This window comes from Kitasatospora sp. NPDC005748, assembly GCF_040630735.1.
Classification (GTDB): Bacteria; Actinomycetota; Actinomycetes; order Streptomycetales; family Streptomycetaceae; genus Kitasatospora.
This window is the reverse complement of record NZ_JBEXYD010000052.1, coordinates 28,728-48,134: the sequence shown is the minus strand read 5'-3', so window position 1 is coordinate 48,134 and position 19,407 is coordinate 28,728. Positions and strand designations below refer to the sequence as shown.

Here is a 19,407-nt window from a genome sequence, read left to right as displayed (position 1 = left end):
GCCTCCGGGGGGAGGCGGGGCGTCTTCGGCTTCGGGTGCTTCTTCGGGGTGCTGCCGGTCCGGTGCCGCTGATGCGGTGCTGCCGGTCCGGTGCGGCCGATGCGGTGCTGCTGGTCCGGTGCCGCACGCGACCGGGGCCGGGCCGGGGCCGCTCCGGGGGGCGGAGCCCGGGGCCCGGCCCCGCTACGAGAGGCCGGCCTCGGCGCAGGCGGCGGCGTAGTCGGGCGTGCAGATCTGCGCGACGGTGTAGAGGCCGTCGGCGACCACGGTGGTCTTGATGTTGTCCTTGGTCAGCACGACCGGGGTGATCAGGTCGGCCGGGACCTTGTTGCCGCTGCCGTTGGTCACCGTGGTCGGCACCAGGTCGGGGGCCGGGCTCGAACCCTGGGCGTAGGCCACCGCCATCCGCGCGGCCGCGTCGGTCTCCGGCTTGAACGGCTTGTAGATCGACATGGTCTGGGTGTTGACCAGGATCCGCTGCACCGCGTCCAGCTGGGCGTCCTGGCCGGTCAGCGGCACGCTGAGGTTCGCCGCCTTCAGTGCGGTCGCGATACCGGCGGCCATGCCGTCGTTGGCCGAGTAGACGCCGACGACGTTGGGCGCGCCGATCGCGGTGATCGCGGCGGCGGCCTCCTGGTTGGCGTTGTTCGGGTCCCAGTTCGGCGTGTCGTACTCCTTGCCGATCTTGAGCTTCCCGTCGATCGCGCTGTGCGCGCCGGCCTTGAAGTCGGCCGCGTTGGGGTCGGTCGGCGAGCCGTTGATCATGATGATCGACCCGGCGTTCGCCTTGTCGCCGACGGCCGCCACCAGGGCCTGGCCCTGCAGCTCGCCGACCTTCTTGTTGTCGAAGGACACGTACGCGTCGACCGGACCCTGCGCCAGGCGGTCGTACGCGACGACCTTCACGCCCGCGTCGTGCGCCTTCTGGACGGAGGACTGGATCGACTTGGAGTCCACCGCGTCCAGGATCAGCACCTGGTCGCCCTTGGTCAGCGCGGTGTCCACCTGGGTCTGCTGGGTGGTCGCGTTCTCGTTGGCGTTGTAGTAGTCGATCTGCGCGTTCGGCGCGAGTTCCTTGATCTTCTGCTCGATCAGCGGGCGGTCGAACTGCTCGTACCGGGTCGTCTTGGTCTCCGGCAGCAGCAGCCCGATCTTGATCGCTCCTCCTGCGGTGCCGCTCGCGCTGCCCGAGGACGTGGTGCCGGTCGACTGCTTGGCGCTGCCGCACGACGCCAGGCCCATGCCGACGGTTACCACTGCGGTCACCGCGACGATGCGGCGAAGCCCGATGTACATGAGGATGCCTCTCCGGTTGAGTCCACCCCCGCCTCCGAGTCTGGGAACACCGGGGCGCCGGCACGATCCGGACTGCGCCGAACGAGTGCGACGCACCGCCAATCGGGGGAGGGGGCGGCCGTCCGACCCGGGGGAGCCAGGGGGTCGGGAGGGGGAGGAGTGGCGCCCGAGGTGACGGGTGGGTGGCCGGCGGGAGGCGATCAGGGGTCGCGACGGGGGCGGCGCGCAGTCACGCAGGCGTCGGGGCGGGGGATCGGCGAGGGCCCGGAGGCGTCCTGGCGGGGAGCGGACGGCTGGGCCCGACGGGCCCCCGGGGTGGGCGGGGCGCCGCCGTCACCGCCGTGACCTGCCGCTTTCCTCCGCATCCGGCCGCGGTGGCCGGGTGATCGCGGCCCGGGGCGGGTGCCGCCGGCGGGCGTCCCAGCTCTCGGACGGCCGCCCGAATGGTCTATACCAATGAGGTACTGTGGCCGCGGAGCTGTCAGAAACGCGGCTGTGGGGGCCTCATGACTGTCCAACACCTTCCTCAACCTCCTTCCGATCAGGAGCTGTACTGGTATTTCGGACCACAACGCCGCTGGGTGCTGGTGCTGACCTCGCTGGCCTTCGTCTTCACCGCGGCGACCATGTTCACCTTCTCGCTGCGGACCCCGGCCCTCTGGGGCTTCCTCGCCGTCCTCGCGCTCAACGTCGTCGCGCTCGGGCTCTCCTCGGTCAACAGCCTCCGCCAGCGGCGGCTGACCAGGCAGTCGCACGAAGTCCTGGTGCACGCCTGGAGCCCCGGTGAGCTGCCGACCGTCGACCTCTACCTGCCGACCTGCGGCGAACCGCTCGACGTCCTGGAGAACGCCTACCGCGCGGTGCGGCGGCTCGACTGGCCGGGTGCGCTGACCGTCTGGGTGCTCGACGACGCCGACCGCGCCGAGGTCGCCGACCTGGCGGCCGCGCACGGCTACGAGTACGTCGTGCGGCCCGACCGCGGGCACCTCAAGAAGGCGGGCAACCTCAACCACGCGCTCACCCTGAGCCGCGCCGAGTACATCGCCATCCTGGACGCCGACTTCGCGCCCAGGCCGGACTTCCTGCGCCACCTCGTGCCGTACTTCGCGGACGCCCGGATCGGCATCGTGCAGAGCCCGCAGTGCTTCGACACCGACGAGACGATGGACTGGATCCAGCGTGCCGCCGGCTCGGCGCAGGAGTGGTTCTTCCGCTGGATCCAGCCCTCCCGGGACGCCAGCGACGCGGCGATCTGCTGCGGCAGCAACGCGGTCTACCGGCGCACGGCGATCGACGCGGCCGGCGGCTTCGCCCGGCTCGACCACAGCGAGGACCTCTTCACCGGCCTCGGCCTGTACGAGCAGGGGTACCGGACGCTGTACGTCCCGGTGCTGGTCGCCAAGGGCACCTCGCCCGACAACCTCGCCTCCTACGTCAACCAGCAGTACCGCTGGGCGATGGGCAACCTGCACCTGCTCGGCTCGCCCGTGCTCAAGCGGATCCGGGCACCCTGGCGGATGCGGCTCTGCTTCTACGAGGGCGTCGTCGGCTACCTGGCCGCCGCCGTGAACCTCTTCGTGGCACCGCTGCCGCCGCTGGTGATGATGTTCTGGTACCCGGACCAGATCCGGCCCTGGCACGTCCTGCCGCTGCTCGCGCCGCTCTGGCTCTGGCACGTCCTGCTGCCCCGGATCAGCCGGACCCGCTGGCGGATCGAGGTGATCCGCTCCAACGTGCTGATGAGCGTGGCCGCCGGCGCCGCCTTCTGGCACACCCTGCGCGGCCGCAGCGCGGCCTGGGTGCCCACCGGTGCCGGCCGGGCGAAGCCGGGCGGCCTGGCCCGCCAGGTGGTCCTGGTCTCGCTCGGGTGGCTCTGCGCCTCCGTCGGCGCGGCCGCCGCGGGCCTCTCGCTCGCGGTCGCCCGCAACGGCTGGGAGCCCAACTGGGGCCTCGGCCTCTACCTGGCCGTGCAGTGCCAGATCGGCCTCCCGCTGATCCGCGACCTGGTCGGCGAGCTGCGCCCGGCCGGCGGGCAGCGCGCGGCCGACCCGGACCGCCCCGGCGCCCCGCGTCGGCTGCTGTCCCGGCGCGCGGCCCGGACGGGCATGCTGCCGCGGCGCTGGCCCGAAGCGCTGGCCGCCACCGCCACCCTCGTGCTCACCGCCCTGCTCGCCTCCGGCTGGGTCCGCCCGATGCTGCCCTGGCTGGGTTGAAAGGTCGTCACACCGATGTCCCCGACCACACCGATGTCTCCGACCCCGATCACACCGACCACCTCGATGTCACCGGACACACCTGTGCCACCGACCGCGGATCCGGAGCTCCTGCCGGGTACTTACACCATCCCCGGGCCGCCGCGCGGCGGCTCCGACTCCCGGGGCTCCGGCGCGCGGGCGGCCGGCAGCCCGGGGCCCGCGCCCCGCCCGGCCGGCTTCCGCCCCGACATCGAGGGCCTGCGCGCGGTGGCGGTCCTCGCGGTGCTCGCCTTCCACGCCTCCGTACCCGGCCTGGCCGGCGGGTTCGTCGGCGTCGACGTCTTCCTCGTCGTCTCCGGCTACCTGATCACCGGACTGCTGGTGCGCGAGGCCGTCACCACCGGCCGGGTCCGGCTGGGGGAGTTCTTCTCCCGCCGGGCGCGCCGGCTGCTGCCCTCGGCCGCCGTGGTGCTCGGCGCGGTCGCGCTGGCGGGCGCCTGGCTGACCGTCCCGCTGCGCCGTGCCGACCTGGAGCACGACGTGCTGGCCGCGGCGCTCTCCGTCGCCAACTGGCGCTTCGTCTCCCAGCAGACCGACTACCTCGCGGCCGGGCGCGACCAGAGCCCGCTGCTGCACTTCTGGTCGCTCGCGGTGGAGGAGCAGTTCTACCTGTTCTGGGCGCCACTGGTCGCGCTGATCGTGTTCCTGGCGGCCCGGGCGGTCCGCCGCGGCCGGGCCGTCCGCACGGTGGCGGCCGCGGTCGCGGGGGCGCTGACGCTGGGCTCCTTCGCGCTCTCGCTGCACTGGACGCAGAGCTCGGTCTCGCTCGCCTACCTCGGCACGCCCTCGCGGGTCTGGCAGTTCGGGGTCGGGGCGCTGCTCGCCCTGCTGCCCTGGCACCGGCTGCGCGGACCGCGCCCGCTGCGGCTGCTCACCGGCTGGGCCGGCCTGCTGGCCATCGGCTGGTGCGTCCTCGCCTACGACGCCGGCACCCCCTACCCGGGGTACGGCGCACTGGTCCCGACCCTCGCCACCGCCGCGATCATCCTGGCCGGGACGCCGGACCGGCGGGACGGCGGCGCCGTCGTCGCCACCCGGTACGGCGCGGACCGGCTGCTCGGCCTGCGGGTCCCGCGCGCGATCGGCCGGCTCTCCTACAACCTGTACCTGTGGCACTGGCCGGTCCTGGTGCTCACCGAGGCCCGGTTCGGGACGCTCGGCTGGCCGGTCAAGGTGGCGCTGAGCGCGGCGGCCGCGCTGCCCGCCGTGGCGGTGCTGCGCTGGATCGAACAGCCGCTGCGCCGCAACCGGACCGTGGCCGAACTCCCCAGGCGCGGGCTCTCCTTGGGGCTCACCGCAGTGATCGTCCCGGTGGTGCTGGCGCTGGTCGTCGGAACCGGGACGCTGCGGCTGCTCGGGCCGGCCGGGCCGGTGGACCTGCTCGGCCTGCCGCCCGGCTCGCCCGACGGCACCTCCCTGCTGGTGCGCACCGCCACCCCGCCGAAGACCGCGGCGGTCGTCCCGGCCGCCGCGCAGGCGCGCAAGGACTTCCCGCCGGACGGCGAGTGCGAGGTGGCGCCGAGCGCCGTCACCAGCCCCGCCTGCCTGTTCGGCGACACCACCGCTGCGGACCGGATCGTCCTGCTCGGCGACTCGCACGCCGGCCAGTGGTTCTCCTCGCTGCTCGCCATCGCGGCGGGGCGCCACTGGGCCCTGGAGGAACTGGTCAAGCAGGGCTGCCCGCTGCCCGAACTCGACGTCGTCAACCCGCAGTTGGGGCGGGCCTACTGGGAGTGCGACAGCTGGCGGACGGCCAGCCTGGAGCGGTTGCGCAGCGGGCCGAAGCCCAAGCTGATCGTGGTCTCCGCGCTCAACCGCTACACCGACGACCGACGGCAAGTGCTGGACGGCTGGGAGCGGACACTGGCGCCGCTGCGCGCGCTCGGAGTGCCGATCGTCTACATCCAGGACACCCCGATCCCCGGGACGGACGTTCCGGCCTGCGTCTCCGGGCACACCGAGGACCCGGCCGCCTGCGAGTTCCCGCGCGCCCGTGCGCAGTGGCCCGACCCGCTCGCCGAGGAGATCGCGGCCGGCCGGGTGCCGGGCGTCCGGTCGGTCGAGCTGAACTCCGTCCTCTGCCCGGGTGCGGGGCGCAGCTGCCCCGCCGTCCTGGAGCGCATCCTGCTCTACCGGGACGACGCGCACCTGACCAACGTCGCGGCCGTCGTCCTGACGCCCCGGCTCGAACGGCTGCTGACCGAGGCCGGGCTGGTGCCCGCCGCCGGCGCTGCCGGGGGTGTCGCCACCGGACCGGGGAAGCCCGGCGCCGACGGCTGGACACCGGTGCTGCGGGACGACTTCGAGGGCCCGGCCGGCAGCCGCCCCTCCGCCGAGCACTGGCAGTACGACCTGGGGACCTGCTACCCGGGCTGCCCGGCTCCGCAGTGGGGCACCGGGGAGATCGAGACGATGACCGACTCGACCGCCAACGTCCGTCTCGACGGCCGGGGCGCGCTGGAGATCGTCCCCACCCTGGAGAACGGCCGGTGGAGCTCGGGCCGGATCGAGTCCCGCCGCTCCGACCTCGCCCCGCCGCCCGGCGGAGTGCTGCGGATCGAGGCCTCGATCGCGCTGCCCGACGTCACCGGACCGGCCGCCGCCGGGTACTGGCCGGCCTTCTGGACGCTCGGCGGTGAGCTGCGCAACGGCTTCACCGGCTGGCCCGCGATCGGTGAGCTCGATGTGATGGAGCAGGTCAACGGCCGCGGCTCGATCTTCGGCACGATGCACTGCGGCACCCTGGAGGGTGGCCCCTGCCAGGAGCCGAAGGGCCTCGGCTCGGGCGACCAGCCGTGCCCGGACTGCCGCACGGGCTTCCACAGCTACGCGGTGGAGGTCGACCTCACGCCCGGGGCCGAGCAGGTCCGCTGGTACCTCGACGGGCGCGAGCACCACCGGGTCACGGCCGCGCAGATGGACCGCGCGACCTGGGACCGGGCCGTCGGCCACGGGCTCTTCCTGATCCTGAACGTCGCGGTCGGCGGCAACCTGCCCGCCGCGCTCGGCGGCGTGCCCGGCCCGGCCACCGAGCCCGGGCACCCGATGCGGGTGGACTACGTCGCCGTCTCGACCCGGGGAGGCGCCCGCCCCTGATCCGGACCGGCCGAGGGCCGTCCCCGCCCCGCCGGCGAGGACGGCCCTCGGCGCGTTCCGGGCCCCGGCACGGTCGGCCGGCCGGTGGCGTGGTCGGCCGGTGCTGCGGTCGGCCGGTGGGGCGGTTCGGGCGACCGGCGGCGGTGCGAGCGCGGGGTCCGAGCGCGGGGTGCGCGGGCCCGGCGGCGGTGGCCGCCGCGCGGAGGTGGCAGTCTGGGTACAGGTGGCAGCCGGGTCCGGCCCCGCACCGACCGCTTCTCCGGGAGGACGGCCATGACATACGCGCACGCCAGGCCCGCGCGGAGCCTCGACGAGGTCGTCGGGCGGATGCGGGCGGTGGAGGCCCGGCTGGACCCGCGGGACGGTGTGGCCTGCTTCAACCGGATGTACCTGAGGGTCGCCGAACTGATCGGCGGCCACCTGGCCGCGGGCTCCTTCCAGGACGGGGCGTTCACCGAGGGCCTGGAGGTGGTCGTCGCCGGTGCCTACCTCGACGCGGTCGAGGACGCCGAGGCGGGTCGCCCGGTCAACGAGGCCTGGCAGCCGCTGTTCGAGGCCCGGGGAGACCGGTCGGTCCGGCCGATCCAGTTCGCCTTCGCGGGGATGAGCGCGCACCTCAGCCACGACCTCCCGCTGGGTCTGGTGGAGACCTGCATCGAGCGCCGCACCACGCCGGACACGCCGCCCGTGCACGCCGACCACCTCCGGGCCGCCGCACTGCTGGGGCAGGCCGAGGCCGAGGCCCGGGCCTCCTTCGAGGCGCGGCTCGGCACGCCGGACGCCCAGGCCGCCGATTCCCTGCAGCACCTCGTCGCCAGCTTCTCCGTCGCCCGCGCGCTGGACGCCGCCTGGGCCACCACCCAGACGCTCTGGCACGAGCGCAACCTGCGCCCCTTCCACGACGCCACACTGGCCGCCGTCACCGGTGGCGCGATACTGGCCGCCCGGCTGCTGGTCACCCCGGTCCTGCCGCCGGCCGGCCCGCCCACCGACGAGGCCTGACACCGCCGCCGCTCCCGCGCCGGGACGAGCCGCGCTCAGTGCCCGAGGGCGGCTTTGGCGGCCACGATGACCAGGCCCAGGACGAGGTTGACGAACCCCTCCAGCGCCGCCTGCCGCCGGCTCGCACCGGCCCGGACGGCTCCCACGAACGCCCACCCGACCTGCTGGGCGACGGCGACGCCCAGCGCCAGCCAGGCCGTCCCGGCGAGGCCCAGCCCGAGCAGCGGGCTGATCAGCACCGCCACCGCGGGAGCCACCGCCGCCTCCACGATGGGCCGCTCGTGGCGGGCGATCCGGCGGGCCTGCCGCCAGGTGAGCCGCTGTCCGACCTGGCGCTCACCGGCCAGCCGGGCGTACACGTGGGCGCCCCAGAACACCAGGCCGGTGACGATCAGCAGGACGCCGAGCTGGAAGCGCGGGTAGTCGCCGACGGCACTCGCGGTCGCCACCACCGAGGCGGCGAGCATGGAGCCGTAGACCGCTCCCGCGTAGTCCGTGCGCTCGGCCGCCGGACGGTCGCTGCGGTGCCCGCCCTCGGGCCGGCTGACTGGGCTGCTCATCCTTCGCACCCTACGAGGGGGCGGGCGGACCGGCCCGGCGGCTACGCCGTACGGCGGCGGCGGCACGGGCGCCGGGACGACCACGCCGCCTTCACCCGGGCGATCGCCGACGGCCGGCTGCCCGCGGCGCCCCGCTGAGCGGCCCCGGCCCGTTCCCGGACCGGACCGTTCCCGGCCCGGCGTCCGTCCGGCGTCCGCGCGGTCGGCCCAGTCCGACGGGCGGCGGCCCGGCCGTGCGGCTGGACTGGTGGGCGAACGCCTCCTCCGGAAAGGGCCCGCCGATGTCCACCTCGCCCCGCGGCTACGACGACCTGAGCGCGCTGGTCCTCAACTGCACCCTCAAGCGCTCACCCGAGCGCAGCCACACCCAGGGCCTGATCGACCTCAGCACCGGCATCATGCAGCGCCAGGGCGTCCAGGTCGACGTGATCCGGGCGGTCGACCACGACATCGCCACCGGCGTCTGGCCTGACATGACCGAGCACGGCTGGGAGACCGACGACTGGCCGGTGCTCTACAGCCAGGTGATGGCCGCCGACATCCTCGTCCTGGCCGGCCCGGTCTGGCTGGGTGACAACTCCTCGGTGACGAAGCAGGTGATCGAGCGGCTCTACGCCTGCTCGTCGATCCTCAACTCCGAGGGCCAGTACGCCTACTACGGCCGGGTGGGCGGCTGTCTGATCACCGGGAACGAGGACGGCGCGAAGCACTGCGCGATGAACGTCCTCTACAGCCTGCAGCACCTGGGGTACGTGATCCCGCCGCAGGCCGACGCCGGCTGGGTGGGGGAGGCGGGGCCTGGGCCGTCCTACCTCGACCCGGGGTCGGGCGGTCCGGAGAACGACTTCACCAACCGCAACGCCACCTTCATGACCTGGAACCTGCTCCACCTCGCCCGGATGCTCAAGGACGCCGGCGGCGTCCCCGCCCACGGCAACCAGCGCTCCGAGTGGGACGCCGGCTGCCGCTTCGACTTCGAGAACCCCGAGCACCGCTGAGGACGGGGCGCGACCTAGAGGAGTTCCTGGGCCGCGAGCGACGCGCCCAGCGCGCCCGCGGCGCCGCCCAGGACTCCGCAGGGCACCCCGCAGAGCTCGTCGCCGACGAGGACGCCGACCACCCCGCCGACGACGTCCGAGGCGACCACCGCGAGGGTCGAGGCCTTGAAGGCGACCGCGTCCGGGCCGGCCGCCTCGGCGCGTCGGAGGAACTCGCGGCTGCTGGCGGAGGCGATCGAGGCGATCACCACCGCGTAGGGGTGCCCGTTCGAGGTCCTGATGCGGTCGAGCGCGGCGTCGACCCCGTCGGACTTGTCCTTCGGCGAGGCCTCCGAGCGGACCAGGCGCAGCAGGTCGATCAGCTGCTCCAGCTCCGCGGCGGACAGCCGCCCCTTGCCGTGCAGCGCCGCGAGGTCCCGTTCCCCCCGCTCGACGAGCTGGTCCAGGGAGAGCCTGAGGAGTTCGGGGACCACCCGCAGGACCTCGTTGTGCACCTCTCCGGAGCGAAGGGCCAGCTCCCGGATCGAGGTGTCGGCATCGGGGTCGCTCGGCCAGGAGGTGTCGGTCATGGCGGTCCGCCTCTTCTTCGGGTAGCTGTGCGTCCGGCGGCGGAATCCGGCTCACCGCCGTGCTGTGCTGGGATTATGGCGTCGCCGGTGCGGGATTCCCGGCCGCCTCCCGCGTCCGGTCACCCGCGTGGAGGGTAAGTCACACCGCCGCGGGTCCGGCTGCCGATCGGCGCCCCGGCTCTTGCTGACGAAAAGTCAGCAAGTTCGGTGCAGTGCCTTGACGGTGCACGGACACCGCTCTACAACGTAGTCAGCTCCCCGAATCCCCCACCGGCGGGGAGCCACGAAAGTTCACCTTCTCGATTTCCCCTCACCGAGGAAGAGGCTTTCCCATGCGCCTTCACCGTCCTGTCCCGCTCCTCGCCGCCGCCCTCGCCGCCACCGCGGCGTTCGCGCTGGGCGCTGTCCCCGCGTCGGCGGCGCCCGGCTCCGTCACCGCCACCGCGGTGCTGACCGCCGGCGGCGGCGCCGTCGCGGCGGGCGACACGCTCGCCGCGCCGCTCGCGGCGAACACCCGCGCCACCTTCTACTCGACCGCGACCAGCACGACCGGGGTCACCTGCGCCACCTCCCAGCTCGCCGCCAAGGTGCTGAGCAACCCGGCGGCCCCCGGTACGGCCACGGAGTCCCTCACCGGGCTGACCTTCGGCTCCTGCACCAGCAACGTCACCGGTGTCACCTCGGTCCGGAGCCTGACCGTCGGCAACTTCCCGCACGTCATCGCCGTCGACGACGGCCCGGGGCTGCCGATCACCCTCACCTCGGGGACGGCCGGGCCGATCCAGGCCACCGCCGTGCTCAACAGCTGGTTCGGCACCCTCACCTGCAGCTACCAGCTCAGCGGTGCGTTCACCGGCGCCGCGGACAACGCCGGCCACAGCATGGCGTTCCGCACCGAGCACTTCGCCAAGAGCGGCGGCTCCTCGCTCTGCCCGGCCGACGGCTACTTCTCGGCCACCTACGGCCCGGTCACCGACACCAGCCAGGCCGGCAGCCCGGCGGTCGTCGTCAACTGATCCGGCGCGAAGCGAGCGGCCCCGCGGGCGTGCCCGCGGGGCCGTTGCCCTGCCGGTCGGCGTCGTGGCCGGTGGGCGGGGGTGAAGCCGCCCTGACGGGAGGTCAGGGGCGTTCCCCCGACCGCTGTCCGCCGGTCGGGAGGGGATTGACACTGGCGGGTAACAACGAGCAATCTGATCAGGCCCACCGGCGTGTGCGGGGGGTCGAGTGCGGTCTGTGCCGTTGCCGGATGCGGCGTGCGCGACGGATCGTGGCGTCGCGCGCTCGGCTCACATGCGGGGGGAACGCCAGTTCCGCGTGCCCGTACACGCTCCTGGGGTGTGCGGTGGGGGCGTGCCGGTGAGGCGTGCCCCCGTGGGGGAGAGACGCAGGCGGGGGCCGGCGGCTCGACGGCGGTGTGCGGACCGGTCCGGGAGGACGGGCCGCTGCGGCGCGGTGCCCCGACGGCGCACCGACCGCCCGATCCCGTCGCCCAGGAAGGACGCCCGCATGGCCGAATCGCCCGTCGCACCCGTCAAGGGCCCCGCCGTCGTGGCCGGCCCGGCCGCCGGGCCGCCGCTCGGGCCGGTGCTGCTCTGCTGCCTGGGAGCCTTCGTGGCCTTCCTGGACAGCACCATCGTGAACGTGGCGTTCCCCAACATCGCCAAGACCTTCTCCGGCTCCGACCTGCCGACCCTCTCCTGGGTGCTCAACGGCTACAACGTGGTGATCGCGGCCTTCCTGATGCCGGCCGGCCGGGCCGCCGACCGGCTCGGCTGCCGGCGGTCGTTCGCGGTCGGCCTCTCGCTCTTCACCCTGGCCTCGGTGGTCTGCGGGCTCGCCGGGTCGGCGACGGTGCTGATCGCGGCGCGGCTGGTGCAGGCGGTGGGCGCGGCGATCCTGGTGCCGACCTCGCTCGCGCTGCTGATGCCGATGTTCCCGATGGCCCGGCGGCTGATCGCGATCACCATCTGGGGCGCGGCGGCAGCGCTGGCCGCCGGCATCGGCCCCGGTCTCGGCGGGCTGCTGGCCGAGCACTGGTCGTGGCGGGCGGTCTTCCTGGTGAACATCCCGATCGGGGTGGCGGCCGTCTGGGCCTCACGCTCGCTCACCGAGCAGCGCGAGCGCGGCGGTCCGACCCCGGACGTGCTGGGCGCGGCGCTGCTCGGCGGCGCGCTCGGCCTGCTCGCCCTGGGCCTGGTCAAGGGCCCGGACTGGGAGTGGACGAGCCCCGGCACCCTCGGAGCGCTGGCCGGTGGCGCGCTGCTGGCGGTGGCGGCGGTGCTGCGCAGCGCCCGCCACCCCGCGCCGGTCATCGCGCTGGACCTGCTCCGCTCGCGCAGCGCCATCGGCGGCAACCTCGGTTCGATGCTGTTCTCGGTGACCTTCTACATGGTCATCCTCAACAACATCCTGTTCCTGACCGGACACTGGCACTGGTCGCTGATCACGGCCGGACTCGCCACCACGCCGCCGCCGATCGCCACCGCGCTGGTCGCCCGCCCGGCGAGCCGGTTCGCGGAGCGGTTCGGGGACCGCCCGGTGGTGATCGCCGGCTGCCTGATCTACGCCTGCGGCACGCTGCTGCTGCTCTGGGGCGGCGGCCGGGGGCCCGACTTCCTCACCCACTGGCTGCCCGGGGCGGTGGTGATGGGCACCGGGGCCGGACTGGTCTGGCCGGTGCTGGGCGCGGTCGCGCTGGCCGGGGTCGAACCGGCCCGGCTGGCCACCGCGAGTGCGGCCAACGCGGCCTTCCGTCAGCTCGGCGCCGTCCTCGGGACGGCCCTCGCGGTCTCCGTGGTGACCGCCTCGGCGGCCGACGCGCTCGGCGCCGCGCGTGACACCTGGTACCTGGCGATCGGTTTCGCGCTCGCCGTCGCCCTGCTCGCCGCGGTGACGATCCGCCGGATCCCGGCGGTCGACGCGCCTGCCGATCCACCGGGCCTCCGGTGATTTCGGCCGAATTCCCCGACCAATACCGCGACTCGGCCCCCGGTTCCGACCGGGGGTCCAGCGGTGTTTGTGCGAAGCAGATCTGATGATGCATCAACTTCCGTGTAACACGCATCACTTGGCCTGCACAATCGCCAACTTGTATGATTCTGAGCCATGGTGACGCCCGAAGTTGAGTCCTACATCCGGCAGAAATTCGGCGAGCACGCCGGCCTCGCCGACGAGGAAGTTTTCGCCGACGACGTGACGCTGGCCGATGTGATCGGCCGGAGTCCCAAAATGACCAACAGCATTGACCTGATGGAAGCCTTCGCCCGGACCGCCAACGGTCTCCGCAAGGACTACGGCGTGCGGGTGCGGCTGCCCGCGCTGCCCCTCGACACCGCGACCCCGGTGGTGCTGAAGGTGTTCCTGGAGGAGTTCGAGAAGCAGAAGGCGAAGGAGGCGGCCGCATGAGCGTCATCGAGACGGAGCCGGTGATCCGGAAGGCGGTCGTCCCCGCCGAGCCGCCGGCCATCATCACCGACCTCTGGGACGCGGTGACGGTGCGCGGGATGTCCCTCGTCGACGTGACCTGGGAGCAGCAGCGGCTGCACGAGTCGCGCCGGTGGAGCGTCGTCGAGATGCTGTCCGCCGTCGACCTGGACAGCCTCACCCCGCTCGACCGCAACCTGGTGTGGAACGCCGGCCGGGCCGAGCTGACCACCAAGCCGGGCGCCGACCGCCTGGAGCGGCAGGCCGAGGCCGAGGTGCGCCGCTGGGAGAAGACCAACCCGGCGCTCGCGGCGGTCATGGAGGCGTGCGGCACCTGGAGCCGCTACTGGAACGAGGAGGAGGCCCACCACGAGACGGTCTTCAACCGGCTGGCGGACGTCAGCGGGATGGAGCCGATCGACGACGAGACCTTCCTCGCGTTCCGCAAGGTCTTCCCGGACGACGACATGCTGCGCACCCTGGTGCTGCTCGCGATCTCCGAGATCACCGCCGCCGTCAACTACGGCCAGTGCCAGCACGTGATCCAGGACGAGGGCCTGCGCCGGATCTTCAAGCAGGTCGCGGCCGACGAGATCCAGCACCGCAACTACTTCGTGTCGTTCGCCAAGGCTCTGGTGGACAGCGGCGAGTACCACGCCAAGGACGCCTTCGCGGTGGCCCACCTCTTCCTCCGCGAGGACGGCGAACTCCTGGGCAGCGCCCGGGACCAGAAGGAGGACCGGGGGACCCACGTCAACTGGTGGGACCACCTGGACACCGCCGAGACCGGCTACCGGCCCGAGGCGATGGAGAAGAAGGAGCAGCTGGTCTGCGGCGCTCTGAAGAAGATCACCGGGATCGAGGTGCACTCCCGGGAGGAGGTCGAGGACACCTGGATGGACCTCCTCGACAGCTGACGCCGCCCCGCGGCCCCGGCCGGCGCCCCGCGGTGAACGCGCGGGGCGCCGGCCCGGCGGCCGGGCACCCGGGCGCCCGGGCAGGACGCTCCGCCCGGGCGGCTCCCGGTACAGCGGCTCCCGGTACACCGGCTCCCGGCTCCTCGGCCGGGGCCCTTCGGCACGATCGAAAACGGACGGTCCGACGTGTTCTTCGGCGAATCACGCCTCATGCTCCCGGTGCGCCCCAACGACCTCGACGCGCTGGGGCACGTCAACAACGCGGTCGCGCTGGAGTACCTGGAGGCCGGGCGGTGGGACTGGCTCGGCCGGCAGGGGCTCGTGCACGGCGACCGGCTGATCGCGGTGGTCGCCCGCACCGAGATCGACTACCTGGCGGAGATCCCGCGCGGCCGGGTCGAGGTGCGGACCGAGCTCGTCTCCCCCTCGGAGGAGGAGTGGGACGAGGAGGGCCTGACCTTCCGGGCCCGGTTCCGGCAGCGGATCCACCTTCCGGAGGCCGACCGGCCGGCGGTGGACGCGCTGGTGACGGTGGCCTTCCTGGACGCGGAGCAGCGCTGCCTGGTCTCCCTCCAGGACTTCCTGGCCGCCTCCACCCCGGCCTGACGACCCGTCGGGACACCGCCGCTCCGGAACGCGGCGACCGAACCATGAACGAGCGGCAACTGAACGAGTAGGAGGGGTCCGGTGCTCGAACACATCCAGCGCAACCAGGAGTGCCCGCCCGAGCGGGGGCTCCACCTGTACGAGAAGTACGGCGATCCGGCGGAGTTCACGCCGTACCGGGACTTCCCCGAGCGGATCGCCGCCAGTGCGGACTTCTTCCGGGAGCAGGGGATCGGACCGGGAACCAGGGTGGTCTTCCCGTTCGAGACCTCCGTTCCGGTGATCTTCGCGTTCCTGGCGCTGATGGAGATCGGCGCGGTGCCGCTCTCCGTCAAGCCCTTCGTGCTGAACACGCCGAGGGAGGGCTACCAGGAGTTCCTGGCCCGGGTCGCGGCGGACTTCGGCGCCGCCCGGATCCTCGGCGTCCCCACGCTGGCCGCCGTCGACCTGCCGGTCGAGGCGCTGCCGCTGCCGCCGGCGGGCCTGCGCCGGGCCGGTGCCCGGCTGCGGACGCCCGGGGACGACGAACTGGCGTTCGTGCAGTTCTCCTCCGGGTCGACCTCCTTCCCCAAGGGCGTCCCGGTGACCCACGGCCGGCTCCGGGCCAACCTGGCCATGATCACCCGGACCGACGGCCGCGAGCCCGGGGAGCGGGTCAGCAGCTGGCTGCCGCTCTACCACGACATGGGACTGGTCGGCGGCATGCTGTCCTGCTTCACCGTCGGCTGCGACCTGCTGCTCGCCGAGCCGGTGACCTTCCTGTTCGACGCGCGCGGCTGGTGGGAGCACATGGGCCGGGAGCGGGCCATCGGCACCGTCATCCCGAACTTCGCCGTCGACTACTCGCTCAAGCTGATGCAGGACCTCGACCCGGAGGAGATCGCCGAACTCGACCTCTCCGGGATGCGGTCGATCTACCTCGGCAGCGAGCCGATCAACCTGCCGAACCTGGAGGCGTTCCTCGACCTGATGGCGCCCGCCGGTCTGCGGCGCGACGTCTTCATGCCCTGCTACGGCATGGCTGAGGCCGTCCTGCTGGTGGCCAGCCGACCGGTGGGCGGCGAGATCCGGGTGGTGACCTCACCGTCCGGCGTCCCGGCGATCTCGGTCGGCCGGCCGATGGCGGAGTTCGCCGTCCGGCTGCGCGGCGAGGACGGGCGGGTCTGCGGCGAGCACGAGCTGGGCGAGATCGAGCTGGCCGGCGGCAGCCTCGCCGAGGCCTACTTCGACCGCCCCGGGTCGATCGAGGGGCCGGACGGCTACTACGCCACCGGGGACATCGGCTTCCTGGACGCCGGGGAGCTGTTCATCACCGGCCGGATCAGCGACCGGATCAAGGTGGGCGGGCGCAGCCTGTTCGCCGCCGACTTCGAGCAGGCGGTCGAGCAGCTCCCGTTCGTTCGTGAGGGCCGCACCGCGGTGGCGCAGATCGGCACCGACATCGTGGTCCTGACCGAGGTGGACCGCGAGGCCCGGGACGACGTGCCGGGCAGCCGGGCGCGGATCGTCGAGCACCTGGTGCGGGCGATCGGCGTCACCGTGCGGGCGGAGGACGTGCACTACCTGAAGCCCGGACAGCTGCCGCGCACCAGCAGCGGCAAGCTCCAGCGGCGCGCGATCGTGGCCGCGTACGAGCAGGGGCAGCTCGAAGGGCTGACGCTGGCCGGGCCCGGGAGCTGACCGGGCGGCCGGACCGGTTCGCCGCCGGCGGGCGGCCACCCGGTCCGGCGCGGCCGTCGGAGCCCCGCCCGCACCCGCGGGCGGGGACGCCACTACGCGAAGGAGCGACGCATGCCGAAGCTGGAACAGGACGGCGAGGTCTTCGTCCTGCGGCTCGACCCCGACGACGAGAACCTCTTCCACCCCGACCGACTCGCCGCCCTGGAGGCGGCGTTCGACGAGGTGGAGGGCGCGCAGGGGCCGCGCGCGCTGGTCACGGTGGGCAGCGGCAAGTACTGGTCGAACGGTCTGGACCTGGCCTGGCTGCTCGACCACGGCGACCAGTACGCCGGCTACCTGGACCGGGTGCACGCGCTGCTCGCCCGGACGCTGGCCTCGCCGGTGGTCACCGTCGCGGCGCTCAACGGGCACACCTTCGCGGCCGGGGCGATGTGGGCGCTGGCCCACGACGTCCGGGTGATGCGGGCCGACCGGGGGTACTTCTGCCTGCCGGAGGTGGATCTCGACCTGCCCTTCCAGCGCGGCATGTCGGATCTGATCCGGGCCCGGCTGGCGCCGGGGACGGCCCACGAGGCGATGACCACCGGACGCCGCTACGGCGGCGGCGAGGCGCTCGCGGCCGGGATCGTCGACGAGGTCGCGGACCTCGACGCGCTGCTCGGGACCGCGGTCGAGCGGGCCCGCGCGCTGGCCGGCAAGACCCGGCCGGTCCGAGGGCAGATCAAGGAGATGCTGTACTCCGAGACGCTCGCCTCGCTCCGCACGCCGACGGTGGCCTGAGCGCGTGAGCGCGTGACAGGTGGCCGGGCGGCCGGCCCCCGTGCGCGCGGGGTGCCGGTGCCCCGGGCCCGGGCCCGGGCTCAGCGGTACGTCGGCTGCTCGTGCAGGCCGAGCGCCAGCCAGGAGTCGGCCTCGCAGTGCCGTAGCAGCCAGCCTGCCAACGGGCCCTGTGGGTGGGACAGTTCCACGCAGGCGGCGCGCAGCCCGGCCTCGGCGGCCAGCAGGCCGGGGGCCGAGACGAACGCCACGGCGTCCAGGGCTCCCGGCGTCGTCCGGATCCGGGCGTGGTCGAGCCGGGCCGGCTCCCGGAGCACGCGCTCCAGTGCGTCCCGCACGGTCGCCGCCGCCACCGGTCGGACGGGCGGGGGGCCACCCGCCGTCTCCAACCGGACGCGAATCACGTACATCTACGACAGCGTGACTGATCGACAGTTCCCTTGGTCCGAAGCGCCGGTGGCACACTTCTGACTGGCAGCAACATGTCACCGTCGTACGGCGACGATTCCGGTGCGCCCGCGTTCCGTTGCCGTGGTCGCGCGGCCGGTCGGACCGGCTCCCTTCGCCGTTCACGCACCGGACCGCCACGCTCGTCCGCAGGAGCGGGTCCAACTCGCCTCGGACCCGCCATTGCCGAGGCGCGGGCCGCCGCGCCCGGCCGCCCGACGCCCCCGCGGGTCATGGCGGCTGGCCGGGCCCTGGCGCAGCAGCCCCTGGAGCGCGGGACGCGGATGCGCACCGTCGAGCAGGAGCGCGTCCGCACCGACCCGGCGACCGTGCAGGACGCGCGCCGGCCGCGCGCCCCGTGCCACCGCGCCGGATCGCCGGTCTTCGAACGGTCCCGTCGGCCGGTGCCCGGGCTCCGGGCGCCGGCCGGCCCGCCGCGCCCCGCGCGCGATGCTGCGTCCACATACCAGGCAGGGGTATGCCACCACAGTCGTGACCTGGGCTTCGAGGTCGGCCCGGCGGACGGGATGTCGTCCGCCCGTGATATGTACTGCGTCTGGGGCGGCCAGTGCGCAGCCGTACGAAAGAAGCCGATGCTGTTCGAGGGGGCCACACCATGTCGTTCTTCCGACGCCGTTCCGGCGAGGGCGCTGCCGGAGGCGGGGCCGACGGCCGTCGGGGGTTCGGTTTCGCCCGGCGCCCCGCCGCGCGCGTGGCGGCGGTGCCGGCGCTCGACCCGGCCCACGGTGACGAGGAGCTGCGGCTGATGCTGGCCCAGGCGGCCGCGGGGGACTGGGCTTCGCTGCGCCCGGCGCTGGCCGCCGTCGCGGACGGCGCCGAACTCACCTGGCTGCTGGTCGCGCTCTCCGACGTCGCCGGGGTGGAGGAGTGGACGGCCCGGGCCGTCGCCGACCGGCCCGAGGACACGCCGGCGCTGCTGCTCTCCGGCGCCCGGCACGTCTCCTGGGCCTGGGAGGCGCGCACCGGTGCGCGAGCCCAGTACGTCACCGAGGAGCAGTGGCGGCTGTTCCACGAGCGGCTGGACACCGCCGAGGAGCAGCTGTTCGAGGTGGCCGAGCGGGAGCCCCGGTGGCTCGCCCCCTGGTACTTCCTGCAGATCAGCGGCCGCGGCGCCTCGCTCGGCCCGGACGTCGCCCGGTACCGGTTCGAGGCCGCGCTGCGCCGCGACCCCGGCCACCTCGGCTCGCACAAGCAGCGCCTCCAGCAGCTCTGCGCCAAGTGGGGCGGCTCGCACGAGGAGATGCACGCCTTCGCCCGCGCCGCGATGCTGGCCGCTCCCGAGGGCAGTCCGCTGGGTGAACTGGTCGCGCTCGCGCACCTGGAGCACTGGCTGGACCTCCCGGACGGCGAGGACCACGCCTACCTCACCGGGCCCGCCGTCCTGGCCTCGCTCCAGGAGGCGCTGCGGCGGTCCGTGCTGCACGCCGACTACCCGCGCCCGCGCGGCTGGCAGGCCGCCTTCAACACCTTCGCGATGGCCTTCTCGCTGGCCGACCAGCCGAGGACGGCGCACCTCCTGTTCGAGGCGCTCGACGGCGCCGTCACCGAGTCCCCGTGGAACTACCTGTCCGGCGACCCCGCCGAGATCTTCCGCGCCCACCGGGACCGCTGCGCCCGCTAGCCCACCGGCCCGGCCCACCGGTTCGGCCCACCGGTTCGGCCCGACAGCCCGACCCGCCGGTCCGGTCCAGTCGCCCGGCCGGGCCGCGCCCCGGCGCCCCGCCCCGGCGCCCCGCCCCTCCCGCCCCACACCCGATGCG

General features: G+C 74.0%; 16 protein-coding genes. 12 read left to right on the top strand and 4 right to left on the bottom strand.

The genetic code is table 11. From position 1 onward, the window contains the following. Positions 1-183: 183 nt before the first annotated feature. Positions 184-1,242, bottom strand: coding sequence for a substrate-binding domain-containing protein (locus ABZ495_RS28625; RefSeq protein WP_359805465.1), 1,059 nt, complete (start codon positions 1,240-1,242; stop codon positions 184-186). A 560-nt stretch (positions 1,243-1,802) separates the two neighbouring features. Between ABZ495_RS28625 and ABZ495_RS28620 the strand changes: the two genes are divergently transcribed. The 3 genes from ABZ495_RS28620 to ABZ495_RS28610 all read left to right on the top strand — a co-directional run bounded on the left by ABZ495_RS28620 (position 1,803) and on the right by ABZ495_RS28610 (position 7,649). After that, complete coding sequence (locus tag ABZ495_RS28620) at positions 1,803-3,509, top strand: cellulose synthase catalytic subunit (RefSeq protein WP_359838788.1); 1,707 nt, start codon at positions 1,803-1,805, stop codon at positions 3,507-3,509. Between the two features lie 84 nt (positions 3,510-3,593). Next, a complete protein-coding gene (locus tag ABZ495_RS28615) occupies positions 3,594-6,647 on the top strand; it encodes an acyltransferase family protein (RefSeq protein ID WP_359838787.1) in 3,054 nt (1,017 codons plus the stop codon). A 273-nt stretch (positions 6,648-6,920) separates the two neighbouring features. Continuing rightward, positions 6,921-7,649: a DUF5995 family protein gene (locus ABZ495_RS28610; RefSeq protein WP_359838785.1), complete on the top strand. Its 729-nt coding sequence runs from the start codon at positions 6,921-6,923 to the stop codon at positions 7,647-7,649. A 35-nt stretch (positions 7,650-7,684) separates the two neighbouring features. On the opposite strand, the gene ABZ495_RS28605 is transcribed toward ABZ495_RS28610, so the two are convergent. Further along, positions 7,685-8,209 (bottom strand): hypothetical protein, encoded by a 525-nt coding sequence (locus ABZ495_RS28605; protein ID WP_359805296.1) that lies wholly within the window; start codon positions 8,207-8,209, stop codon positions 7,685-7,687. 281 nt (positions 8,210-8,490) lie between these two features. Here ABZ495_RS28605 and ABZ495_RS28600 point away from each other — a divergent pair, with 281 nt between their 5' ends. Then, positions 8,491-9,207, top strand: coding sequence for a flavodoxin family protein (locus ABZ495_RS28600; RefSeq protein WP_359805298.1), 717 nt, complete (start codon positions 8,491-8,493; stop codon positions 9,205-9,207). 14 nt (positions 9,208-9,221) lie between these two features. On the opposite strand, the gene ABZ495_RS28595 is transcribed toward ABZ495_RS28600, so the two are convergent. Next, positions 9,222-9,776 (bottom strand): hypothetical protein, encoded by a 555-nt coding sequence (locus ABZ495_RS28595; protein ID WP_359838783.1) that lies wholly within the window; start codon positions 9,774-9,776, stop codon positions 9,222-9,224. Positions 9,777-10,108: 332 nt separating this feature from the next. Between ABZ495_RS28595 and ABZ495_RS28590 the strand changes: the two genes are divergently transcribed. From ABZ495_RS28590 to ABZ495_RS28560, 7 genes are all read left to right on the top strand, one after another. Further along, positions 10,109-10,792, top strand: coding sequence for a Tat pathway signal sequence domain protein (locus ABZ495_RS28590; RefSeq protein ID WP_359838781.1), 684 nt, complete (start codon positions 10,109-10,111; stop codon positions 10,790-10,792). 490 nt (positions 10,793-11,282) lie between these two features. Further along, complete coding sequence (locus ABZ495_RS28585) at positions 11,283-12,725, top strand: MFS transporter (protein ID WP_359805303.1); 1,443 nt, start codon at positions 11,283-11,285, stop codon at positions 12,723-12,725. A gap of 156 nt (positions 12,726-12,881) precedes the next feature. Continuing rightward, positions 12,882-13,181: a hypothetical protein gene (locus ABZ495_RS28580; RefSeq protein WP_329490307.1), complete on the top strand. Its 300-nt coding sequence runs from the start codon at positions 12,882-12,884 to the stop codon at positions 13,179-13,181. Next, positions 13,178-14,116, top strand: a complete 939-nt coding sequence (locus ABZ495_RS28575) for an acyl-ACP desaturase (RefSeq protein WP_329490308.1) — start codon at positions 13,178-13,180, stop codon at positions 14,114-14,116. Before ABZ495_RS28580 ends, ABZ495_RS28575 begins: the two co-directional genes overlap by 4 nt. 210 nt (positions 14,117-14,326) lie before the next feature. Next, entirely contained in the window at positions 14,327-14,722 is a 396-nt protein-coding gene (locus ABZ495_RS28570; RefSeq protein ID WP_329490309.1) for an acyl-CoA thioesterase, read from the top strand. Between the two features lie 81 nt (positions 14,723-14,803). Next, positions 14,804-16,402, top strand: a complete 1,599-nt coding sequence (locus ABZ495_RS28565) for an AMP-binding protein (RefSeq protein ID WP_352287629.1) — start codon at positions 14,804-14,806, stop codon at positions 16,400-16,402. Between the two features lie 111 nt (positions 16,403-16,513). Further along, a complete protein-coding gene (locus ABZ495_RS28560; RefSeq protein ID WP_359805307.1) occupies positions 16,514-17,182 on the top strand; it encodes an enoyl-CoA hydratase/isomerase family protein in 669 nt (222 codons plus the stop codon). A gap of 80 nt (positions 17,183-17,262) precedes the next feature. Here ABZ495_RS28560 and ABZ495_RS28555 read toward each other — a convergent pair whose 3' ends face one another. After that, positions 17,263-17,589, bottom strand: a complete 327-nt coding sequence (locus ABZ495_RS28555) for a hypothetical protein (RefSeq protein ID WP_359805309.1) — start codon at positions 17,587-17,589, stop codon at positions 17,263-17,265. A 653-nt stretch (positions 17,590-18,242) separates the two neighbouring features. On the opposite strand from ABZ495_RS28555, the gene ABZ495_RS28550 reads away from it, so the two are divergent. Continuing rightward, a complete protein-coding gene (locus ABZ495_RS28550; protein WP_359838779.1) occupies positions 18,243-19,268 on the top strand; it encodes a hypothetical protein in 1,026 nt (341 codons plus the stop codon). The last annotated feature ends 139 nt before the right edge of the window (positions 19,269-19,407 follow it).